7 protein-coding genes and 2 pseudogenes are annotated in these 10,611 nt (G+C 60.5%); 2 read left to right on the forward strand and 7 right to left on the reverse strand.

The window, feature by feature from the left end:
• Positions 1 to 51: 51 nt before the first annotated feature.
• Entirely contained in the window at positions 52 to 1,278 is a 1,227-nt protein-coding gene (locus NKI97_RS33120; RefSeq protein WP_352750433.1) for a TadE/TadG family type IV pilus assembly protein, read from the reverse strand.
• Positions 1,279 to 1,726: 448 nt separating this feature from the next.
• Positions 1,727 to 2,008: pseudogene (locus tag NKI97_RS33125) on the reverse strand (LysR family transcriptional regulator); the annotation flags it as partial.
• A 241-nt stretch (positions 2,009 to 2,249) separates the two neighbouring features.
• On the opposite strand from NKI97_RS33125, the pseudogene NKI97_RS33135 reads away from it, so the two are divergent.
• Positions 2,250 to 2,561 (forward strand): annotated as a pseudogene (locus NKI97_RS33135) (carboxymuconolactone decarboxylase family protein); the annotation flags it as partial.
• A gap of 376 nt (positions 2,562 to 2,937) precedes the next feature.
• Here the strand turns inward: NKI97_RS33135 and NKI97_RS33140 are convergent.
• From NKI97_RS33140 to NKI97_RS33160, 5 genes are all read right to left on the reverse strand, one after another.
• Entirely contained in the window at positions 2,938 to 6,408 is a 3,471-nt protein-coding gene (locus tag NKI97_RS33140; RefSeq protein ID WP_352838406.1) for an ATP-binding protein, read from the reverse strand.
• Positions 6,405 to 7,664 (reverse strand): metallophosphoesterase family protein, encoded by a 1,260-nt coding sequence (locus NKI97_RS33145; RefSeq protein WP_352750437.1) that lies wholly within the window; start codon positions 7,662 to 7,664, stop codon positions 6,405 to 6,407. The genes NKI97_RS33140 and NKI97_RS33145 overlap by 4 nt, the downstream gene beginning before the upstream one ends.
• Before the next feature lie 153 nt (positions 7,665 to 7,817).
• Positions 7,818 to 8,084: a BrnA antitoxin family protein gene (locus tag NKI97_RS33150; RefSeq protein ID WP_352838409.1), complete on the reverse strand. Its 267-nt coding sequence runs from the start codon at positions 8,082 to 8,084 to the stop codon at positions 7,818 to 7,820.
• A gap of 474 nt (positions 8,085 to 8,558) precedes the next feature.
• Positions 8,559 to 8,771 (reverse strand): cold-shock protein, encoded by a 213-nt coding sequence (locus tag NKI97_RS33155; protein ID WP_031194806.1) that lies wholly within the window; start codon positions 8,769 to 8,771, stop codon positions 8,559 to 8,561.
• 153 nt (positions 8,772 to 8,924) lie between these two features.
• Positions 8,925 to 9,359 (reverse strand): KTSC domain-containing protein, encoded by a 435-nt coding sequence (locus tag NKI97_RS33160; RefSeq protein WP_352838407.1) that lies wholly within the window; start codon positions 9,357 to 9,359, stop codon positions 8,925 to 8,927.
• Positions 9,360 to 9,551: 192 nt separating this feature from the next.
• Between NKI97_RS33160 and NKI97_RS33165 the strand changes: the two genes are divergently transcribed.
• Positions 9,552 to 10,061 (forward strand): ferritin-like domain-containing protein, encoded by a 510-nt coding sequence (locus NKI97_RS33165; protein ID WP_352838408.1) that lies wholly within the window; start codon positions 9,552 to 9,554, stop codon positions 10,059 to 10,061.
• The last annotated feature ends 550 nt before the right edge of the window (positions 10,062 to 10,611 follow it).

Here is a 10,611-nt window from a genome sequence, read left to right on the forward strand (position 1 = left end):
AGAACCTCAAATGCAGTCTGTCTCACAACACTGCGCTGGCTACAGCCAAGTTCATTTCATGAGTCTCGTTGCAGAATTCGTTGTCAATAAGTCACTTGCGCCAGCAAGATAAATTGAGCCATTGCCGTTCATCTCGATCCGGTTGACCACAAAGATGCGAGGCTTACTGTCGGTCGACAATGCACCGCCACCTGTAAGAAAAAGCTTTTGTGACGGCAGATAGACTATGCCGCCTAGATCTGTATCACCACCGCCAATGAGCGTGGAGGTTCTCTCCACGCCTTGGGGTTTTTGAGCTAGCGCGATCCCCATCCACGGGCCGCTGGTCGGCGCCGTCAGGCGTAGCTTGGCGCCGGCCTGCATTGTGATGGTGGCCTGATCGTCGAGTAGAACGATGCTGGTACCGTCAGCTGCATCGAGAACCGCGCCGGAGGAGAGCGAAAGCCCTCCCGTCCTGATAACATACGTTCCCGCGGCAAGATTGACCACCGCTCCGACCGATAGAATGAGCCCTCCACAAAAAGTGCCGGGAACGAGATTTGCGGTGGCGTTTTTGATCACCAGGTTATTGTAGGTGCAGACATTGTCTGTTGGCCAGACCAGTCGGGAGATAATGGGATCTGCCAGCTCCTTCTGATCGAAAAGCGGTTGAGGGTTGAAGCCGGCAGACGGCCCGGAGGGGCCGACGACTGACGTCACCAATGTCCTGATGGACGATGCGCCATTCGTGGCTAGTGCAGACCCCGATCTTGAATTCACCTGCGCAACGCATTTCTGGCCATTTATCGATGAAGACCCCGAATTCGACCATGCGTTCGAGGCGGACCGATCTAACACGAGAAGACAGACTGGGTATCGCGGATAGGCAATCGCGGTTGCGCTTCGGCTAATATCAAGTTTATCGACGCCAAGGATTGCCGAGAAGGCCAATTCCTGCGGTTGATGCAATACAACCGTCACGATTGTGGGATTGGTTGATCCAACCGTCTGGTGGGCGTCACCACTATAGGGACTTCGCGTGGCCACAAAGGTGGGGCTGGCGAAAGTATCAACGTTCTCCTGACGCTGCTCCGACGTCATATCGCTGCTGTTCGCGCTTGCCACGGCCAACTGAAGGGCCGTGGAGTCGGCTCCCTCCTGCAACTGTTGGGCAGTTCGGCTCACGCGCGCAAAGTCTATCGCCACTCCGATGCCCAAAAGCACGACTGGCAAGACCAACGCAAACACCACGGCGAGGTTGCCGCGTTCTGTACGCCAAAATCGTTCGGTCACTCGCATGGAAGCCCCCTTCATTTAGCTGGGACAAACCTAGAGGCAGCATATGGAGGGTCCGTTTCGCGAGCCGGTAAAGTTGTCTCGATCCCAAATCAGCTTGCGGGGAGCAGCTGAATCAGCGTCTCAAATTCACCACGATGCCGCCGCCGAGCGCCAGTGCGCCGCCGTCTGGCGCCGGTCTGGCGATCGTCAAGGCCGGCCCGCACGCATCATCGCGCGCGCGATGGCGAGTTGCGCTTCGACCTTGGCATTTTCCTTTTGCGTCATGTTGTCGGCTGCGATCAGGCGACGGAGCGACCGCATCACCTCGCCGTGCCGCCAACCGGCTTCCATGGATGCAGGTCAATTCACGATTTGCTGAAACGCGCTGTTTCCGCCCGGGTGGCGAGCCTGTCAGTTTAGTGAAGTCGTGGCGCCGCGCGCGAACATGTGCCAGCAAATTCGTTTCGTTGGTCGCTCGCAGCCCGCGCGCATATTCGCCAAGCTCGCCGTGCATCTGCGCCAAATGGCGCTGGATGAGGCGGGCGTGATGCGCCAGCGCTTCGCCGGCAGGCGTCGGCCGCACTCCGCGGCGGCCGCGCTCGAGCAGCTTGACCTTACCGGCAGCCTCCATGTCGCGCAGGCGCTCGCTAGCTGCCGACAGCGAAAGCCCCATATCCGCAGCCCCGTGGGTGATGCTCGCCGCGTCCACGACGGCCAGGAACAGGCGAAGGTCTGTTAAATCGAAGCGCACGCGATTGAGAATATCTCATAGTCAGCCTTCGGACCAGCCGAAGCCTGACGGCGGATCATCCGCATTGTGCTCGGCGCTGAATGCCTTACGCCAAAGGCCATGGACCATTCACCACTGCTCGTCGTCCCGGCAACCGCGACCTTTTTCGCCGCCGGGGTCGTCAAGGGGGCCATCGGAATGGGGCTGCCCACAGTGGCCATGGGCGTGCTTGGCGCGATGATTTCCCCGCTGACCGCTGCCATCCCAGATCAATGGCTGCGCCTACTGCCTTCATATCCACACAAGAGACGCTCGCGCGCTCGGCGAGACGGAAGAGCGGCTCTATCTGCTCGATGCCTGGCGCAGGGCAGACACGCTGTACAGCGAGCGCGAACGCGCCGCCCTCGCCTGGACCGAGGCCTTGACCCTAGTGGCCGGGACGCATGTATCCGATGGCGCTTACGAGCAGGTCCGAAATCAGTTTAGTGACGAAGAGCTCGCCGAGCTGACCTTTCTTACCGGCACCACCAATCTCTGGGACCGTCTAGCCGTCGGCTTCCGACTGTTCCAGCCGGAGCAGCCGAGGCCTACCGACACCCGTCAGGCCCTGCCCCCGCGTGCCTCGTTTGAGCCGGCGAGCGCCAATAAGATCCATTATTGCCAACCATTTCGTCAGGAAAAAGAACTCCAGAAGGAGGCCTGAAATGATTTCAAATCCCGCGCCTGCGCGGCATCGCTCATTTTCAACTCTTTTCGGCGCCGGGGCCGCCAAGGCTCGGGTCGCAGAACATGGGCATGAGCAGGTTGAGGCTTCGCTTGTCCGCGGAAGATGGGAACGCGTTCCCGACGCCGAGGCGGCCTCGCCGATCAATTCGCGTCCTTCTGACGGCCCGGCCGTTTACTTTTAGTTTGCAGCTGGGCCTCAACTCATCCCACGCGGCACCAGCCAACTACGCAAGCTCGTGAAATGTAACGCCGGGAACAACAGCCTTCGCAATTTCGCACAGGTGCTGGTGATGCGTCAGATAAATCACCTGGCCAGCGCTTGCCATCTCACCAAACAACCTGAAAACTTCCTCGGACCGGAAATGGTCGAAGGTCTCCATGATGTCGTCGGCGATGAATGGCACGGAGGGTCGAAACTGGGCGAACTCGTAGTATCCGGCAAGCCGCAGGGCCAGGTAGAGCTGAAAACGCGCACCCTTTGAGAGCGCGTCTGCGACTTTGGACTGCCCGTCGCGCTGCAATGCGATGAGGACTTCTCCGCCCTTCACAGGTTGGGTCGCAAGCCCCGAATACTGACCGCGCGTGATGAGTGCGAAAGCGTCAGATGCCCGCTTCATCATCCCGGAGCGATGGCGCTCGCGGTACACGCGCAGAGCGTTCCCGGCGGCCATAACTCCTAGTTTTAGCTCGAAGTAGCGGACTGCCTTTTCTTCGATTTCCAGCAAGACGGTGCGGCGCTCGGCATCTATCCGCGCAACCGCGCTGTCGCCGCCAATCGCGTCCAGCTTGTCGATTGCCCGGGTCTGGCGAATAAGCTGCTGTTGTATCGCTTCATCGAGATCCCGAAGCCGTTGCTCACTTTCAGCCTTCTCGACCAGGAGACTATCGACCTCGATAGAATCCAGCATCGAACGCGCCTGGTCGAACCCTTCCACCGCGAGCTCTGCCGACAGCTGCTCCTCAAGCTCGGCAACGGCAGCGCGCAGGCGATCCCTTTCCCGTAGCAACTCGTCGCGTTCCACGACTTCCGACAAGGTGGTGACGCCAAAGGCGGTCAGGACCTCACTTTTGCGTCGCTCATGCGCCGTTGTCTCGAGATTGAGACTGTCACGAGCGTCCTGCAGGCGCTGCAGGTCATTGATGAGGTTTGCCTTCATCTCTCTGGCGCGATCGGCGCGCTCCAAGCGCTCAGCAAGCCGGATCGCCAACTGCTCTGGTTCGTCGTCGTTCGCCGGCTCACCCGCTTCAGCTGCGGCAGCGGTGACCTCGACAATGAAATTGTCTCGGTCTGCCTCCATCTTCTCGATGCGGAGCTGCATGGCGTCCCGCTCCTGAATGCTTTTCGACAGCTCAGCCAATTGATCGAGCACGTTGCCGACGCCGGGCGCTGAAATGCCGCTTTCAAGCCAGGTGCCGGCAAGCGCTTCGGTAATGCCGGCCAACCATTCCTCCTCGCGCCTTTCTGCCACGTCCAAAGCCCGTCGTCTGGCGGCCAGATCCTCCTCTTTCGCGCTCACGGTCTTAAGCGCCTCGGCACGCTCCGCATCGACCTTGAGCTGCCTGTCGAGGAACAGTTCTGCCACGGCCATGACAGTCTCCAGGCTGTCGCCGGGTTCCGAGTCTAGGCCGACCCTCGCCAACGCCCCGATCAACTCCAGCTGGATCTGCTCTCCCTCGTCGAGCGCGCGGCGGGCCTTCTTGCGTGCCAGCTCGACCTCCTCCCAGGCCGCGAGCGCATCAATGCGGGCAGAGGTACGATCCTCGATCGTTTCGATCAGACGCTCGGGCGAGAATTCCAGGCACTCTGCCAGCAGTTCGCTGGCCACCGCGCGAAGTTCGGAGAGTACAGCCTGATCGTCCAGGTCGATCCGTGCAAGCTGGTCGCGGATACGTGTGATGGCGGCTGTTGTTTCGGTGAGGCTGCGGAGCGTTGTCCGGATCTCGGCGAGCTCTCGCGCGTTGGCCAGCCGAACCGCTCCAACACTGTCGTCACGCGCCAATAGCGCCTCGAAATCGTCAGCAGTTTGGCCAGTAAGTTCGCCCCGATGCCTGGCCCACGCCTCGTCTCGGGCGCGGCGAATGGCGGAGGCCGTCTCATCATCGGGTACATCGACCGAGGCACGAAGCGCATCCAGGCGAGCTGAGAGCAGGTCGTGACTCTCCTGGTGTTCGGCGAGACGATCGCAAAGGACAGCCCTGCCCTTTCCCAACCCAGCTGCCCGAACCTTCCATGCACCAACTTGCCTGACACTCGGGACGGGCACCCTGGCCAGTGCCCCGGCGTCTCCGGACCAGGGATGCAGTCGAGCGATTGCCGCCTCCCATCGAACCGTGCTCGCGTCCTCCGCCTCGCGGGCCATCTTGAGATCTTTTAGGTGCCCGCTGGCTCGCGCTTTCGACAAGGCCGAGGCCAGCCTTGCCCTGGCAGGTTCGGGCACCCCCCTCTCTTGCCCAACCCGCTCGCGTGCCGCCTGAAGTGCATCGAGCGCCGCCGCGCATTCGTTGCGGGCAACGCGTACGCCGGTGGCGATTCCCGATCGCTCTTCGAGCATGGCGCGAACAGCGCCGACTGTGGCAGCAGGCAAAAGCAGCGCAGCCGGATTTGCCTCGGACGATCTTCCAAGGGCGACAAGGCAAGTCGCCACGGCGCTGTCGAGTATCTGCAGCTCGGTCCTGCGGCTTGGCAGGTCCAGGCCTGCGGAGACATGGCGCACTTTGCGGTCCGCGAGCGCCCGAACCCGCTCGGACATTGCCAGGATCGCCTCGTCCACATCGACCGAGTCGATTTTCATTGTCACGCGCTCGGCGTCGTCGATGTTCCCTGACAGCCGCGTTCTCAGGCTGGCGTCGTCATCGATCAGTCCGGTGACGGTGCCTGTCCAGGTCCGCAACGGTGAAGCGATGTCAGGCAGCTCGGCAAGCTGGGCCGCTTTGCGTCGGATGTCGGCGAGGATCGGGATAGCGCGAAGATACCTAGCAATGGTGTCAAGCCGAGCCGACAGCAATGATCGTTCAGCAATACTGCGGTCGTATTTTTCCGCCGCGTCAAGACGTTCGGCCTCAAGGCTCTCAAAAGTCGATGCCAAGGTGTCGATGGCGTCCCTGCGTGACTTGAGTTCCGCAAGGCGCTTCTTGAGCAGCGCAAGTTCGGTTCCGTGAGCCTGCTTGCGATAGAGTCCGTCCGCTTCGGTCTCTAGCGCGCTCAACGTGTCGCTCGCATGCCCAAGACCGGCGCTGGCCGTGAACAGGAGCTTGCCCAGGTCGCCACGCGACTCCAGGATTGATTTTCCGCCTGCTTCCAGCGTCTCGTCGTCCAGCGAGAACATGGTCTCGTATGCGTCACGCGACAGACCCGCGAGATGGGCCGCTATCGCCACTTCGCTCACCGGTTGCTCCATTGCGTTCAGCAGCGAGTTCGTGCGCTGCTTCGTGCGCGTGAATGTGTGCTCAGTGCCGGCGAGTTCGAGCACCCCGCCGATACGCATTGCGCTGTACTCGTGCAGGAAATTGTAGCGGCTGCGTTCCTCGATACCGAACAGCAGGTCCAGATAACCGGAAAGTGCGGTCGACTTGCCGGCTTCGTTCAGCCCGAACACAATGTGGAAGTCGGGACCGGACTCCGGCCTTGGGCCGAATTCGACCGTCCCGTCGGTGAACTTTCCATAACGAATAAGATCAAGGCGCCGGAGCCTCATTGCGCTCCACCTGCCTTGAGGCGGGCCGTGACCAGGTCGGCACCGGTGGCAAGCACCTTGTCGATGAACAGTTCCAGCCCAGCTTCGTCCCCTCCGGCGAAGTCGCGCACGTCCGGCGGCAGATCGGCAATCACCTTTTGGACAAGCGCCCTCGCCTCGGCGCGGAGGGCCTCTGACTTGACATCGGCACGCATGGATTGCGCGAGTTCGAAAATCGGATCGGCGACGTCATCGGCTGTTTCCGCGCTCTGCGGAGCGAGGTCAAGCTCAAGCTTTTCGACCCATGTGTCGCCCGTCTGCTCCGCCGCCTGCTCGGCTTCGGCCAGCAGCAGGTCCCTGTCGCGGATCAGCGCCCATGACAACGGCGACGCCCCGGCCAGTCCGACACGGACCACAGCGTGGCGGGATCTGACGGAACCCCGGATATCTTCGAGCGCGGACCGGACACGGCCGACGACCTCAGACCATTCGACCGTCCCGGTCAGATCGACGCTCGCCCGCTCGAACTGCGCGATACTGGTCAGTTTTTCCTCGATCTCGACGGACCGGTCATCTCGTATCGTGACCAGAGTGACGGATTTTTCTCCGGCCTCGTTGATGTCCCTGCCCTGCGGCATTCCCGGCATCACAACGGTGCTTGCTCCAGGATGGACTTGGCGCACGTGGATGTGCCCAAGCGCCCAATAGTCAAAACCATGGCCGTGCAGGTCAGCGATGCTGCAAGGGGCATAGACATCGTGACCGGGCGATCCAGCGAGGCTGGTGTGCATGATGCCCACGTTGACCGCCCCTTCCCGGGCCGCCGGATACTTGGGCAGCAGGCTTTCCGGGGCCTTTGGGTTCGCGAAGCTCAATCCATGGAATGCGACGTCAAGCCCGCCGGCCGTTTGCAGCACCGACTGGGGGCGGCCGCCGAAGATCGTGACCGTGTCCGGAAAAACGAGCTGTTTCGATATACGCGATAAGGCGTCGTGGTTTCCGCGGATCTTGAAAACCCTGATGCCGGCCTGGTGGAGGCGTGTCATTTGCGACGCCAGGAAACGGGCGGTTTTCATCGACGTCTGGTCGCCATCATAAAGATCGCCGGCAATGACGAGCGCATCGACACGTTCCGCAAGGCAGAGGTCTATTATCGAGACAAATGCCTGGCGACTGGCGTCTCCCACAAGTTCGGCAAGATCAGGGTTTCGCAGCGCCAGCGAACGTAGCGGCGAGTCGAGGTGAATGTCGGCCGTGTGTACGAATCGAAATGCCATTCGGGTCTCCGCCCGGAGCATAGAGGGGTTCGGCCGCGGCTCGATGAAAAAATTCCAGGATGCGCGTTGTCGGTTGTCCAAATGGTGCGCAATCGGTTACGCTTATGCTTCCGTTCAACTCCATCTGCGTCGCCGCTATCAGCGCCGTGTCGATCAGTAGTCGTCTGATCGTTTGTCATCGGCATTGGTCGGTTCTTTGGAGATAGCGCGCCGCAAGGTGTCGTTGATCCGATCCTGCCAGCCCGGTCCATCTTCCTGGAAGTGGTCCAGCACCGCCCTATCGATCCTGATCGAAACAAGCTCTCTGATACTTGGAGCAGCCGACGGTTCGCGAACCGGCGCCGCCGCCTTTTTGATCGGCTTGAAGGCGGCTTCAGCGGCTGACATCGGATTTGTGGGTCGGCGTGGAGGATTTGCCATTTGATGATCCTGACTGGTCATAATGCTTGTCGAGCGGCCCAGTGCGAATGCGCATCATAACCAATGTACCGCAGCCCGCACAAAAAGAAAAAGGCCGGACTGTTGAGCCTGGCCAAGTATGGAGGCAGCTTAAACCTCCAAAGGGGGAGGAAAAATCCGACGCGATATCCATGTGGGCCAACTCAGGCTATCTTCAATGACATTGCTGTAGATACAACAAGCCAAAGTGCTCCACGGGCAACACCACGTCGCGAACCATCCTACGCTAGAGGACGCAAAACGCGAAAAACGCGGGGGACTTCCCGCCTTCCATTGGCTGACAACCTGGTTCACACGATCGTTTCTGAAGCGTTGCAGCAATCTGCTGCCCAGGTCTCTCCATCACACCAAGCTTCGCGCGCTTTTTTACACCGCGGTCAGTAAATTCGTGACTTGCCGCGCTCCTGCGGCTTTCGCCACGGCCCGCCAGAGAAATCAACCTGCTTTGCGGAGATTGCCAGCAGAAGACTTCCCGGTACGTCGGTCCTGCTCGATGTCATAGTTGATCTTTTGGCCCTCAACGAGGTTCGACAAACCAGCGCGCTCGACGGCGGAGATGTGAACAAAAACGTCCTGACCGCCATCGTCGGGTTGGATAAACCCAAACCCTTTAGTGCTGTTGAACCACTTCACGGTTCCAGTTGCCATGTGCATATACTCCATTTGTGACTTCCCAGCGTGTTTGATGGGTGGGCTTGCCAAGTGAGCGCGGACCGTAACCAACCCCAAGCGCAACAGCGGCAACGCGTCCACCACCCGCCGGTTGGAGCGACAGGACGATTGAGCCGCCGGCAGGTCAGGTCATCCCGGGTCGCTATCGCTCGCAACCAGATGGTAGCGGAAACAGTTGCGGATATGGTCGTTGAAATAGCGGCCCTTGGCGAACGCCGCCCGGAACGCGGCAAAGGTTTCCGGCGGTACCCCCTCAAACTCGTACCGCGTGCCGCTGGCGACAAACCACACCGAGAGGGTCCTTCTATCCAGATCATATTCCATCTTGCGGATCGAAGTAGATGGCATGACGGCGGCTCGATTCGAAAAGCAATCAACGAGCGGAGAGGCCGTCGCGTTCCTTGCGACCGTGATGGTGCGGTGAGGCACGAGGCTCAATGCGGAGCGCCAGCGGCCGCGATCAGCGCCTCGTCGAGGCGAGAAAGCGGGCCAGTGCCAGTTGGGCTTTGTAATGGAACGCGCAGCGGCGAGCACGTGTGATTGATCGGCGCGTCTCGCGTCCATGGCCCGTTTTCCTTGCGCCGATCTTCCGCGATCTTGGCCTTTCCCACGCATCGCTGCAGGATTTTCGCGAGGTGAAATGAGGGCCGCTACGTCGCTGATCCTCTGGGACTGTCAAGGGCCGTTCGGCGGGCTTTGCTCCGGAACAATGTCTTCTTCCGAAAGTTTTTCCTCAAGTAGCAAAGGAGATTCGAAATGTCAGAAAGCCGGGAATGGTTTGTCCAATGGCTTAGAGATGCTCATGCCATGGAAGAGCAGGCAGAAACGATGTTGAACGGGCAGTTGAGCCGTATCGAGAATTATCCCGAACTGAGCGACCGAATCCGACAGCACCTCGACGAAACGAAGCAGCAGGCTGCCCGGCTGAAGACCTGTCTCGATCAGATGGACGAGGGTTCATCCACGATGAAGGACGCTGGCGGCAAGCTGACGGCGATGGCGCAATCGCTGAGCGGCGTCTTCGCCGGAGACGAGGTGATGAAAGGATCGCTGGCGAGCTACACGTTCGAGCACATGGAAATCGCCTCCTACACGATCCTTATCGCCGCTGCTCGATCGCTCGGCGAAACCGAGGTCCTTCGGGCTTGCGACGAGAATCTGCGAGAGGAAGTCGCGATGGCGGATTGGCTGAAAACCCATCTTGCCTCCACGACCGAGCAGTTCCTCGCGCGGGCCGAAGCGGACAGCGACAGCGCCAAGCGGTGAGCGGGTGGGAACGTAGTGATCGTGAACTGGGTGATGGGGATTCGCTAGCGCGTCCCCTTCGTGAACGCTGGGCGACGAACAAGGCTGACTGTAGCAGGTGATCGTCGAGCTGAGCATTTCAGAAATTGCTACGACGAGTGATGCTAACATTGCGGCGTCGTGACTTTGAGAGTTGAAGCGTTCGTCTGCGCAGGCCTGGTCAAATACGCATTGGCAATAGCCAAGATCGGAAGGGCTAGCGCCGCGCTCGGCGAGATCAAGCTCGAATGGGCGTATTCAAACGTTCGAAACGAGGTCGCGAGCGGAATGCCCGAGAACACTCGTCCCTGATCACTGAGCAGTTGCGTGGGCGGGCACCGACGAACGCCAAGCCGGATCGGAGAAAGTTCGTCCCGACAGCGGTCAGAGGGCGCCAGCGACGGGCAGAGGTTCGACTGGCGCACGCTCCAAGCCTGGCGTCGGCATGACGTTGGCTTTGCAACACTCACGCATGCTGCGGGCGTCTCTTCCACCGGCGATCCCGCGCTCGACTCGCGCCTTCCCTTCGACG

Origin of the sequence: Mesorhizobium sp. M0296 (genome assembly GCF_040321675.1) — a bacterium.
GTDB lineage: Bacteria > Pseudomonadota > Alphaproteobacteria > Rhizobiales > Rhizobiaceae > Mesorhizobium.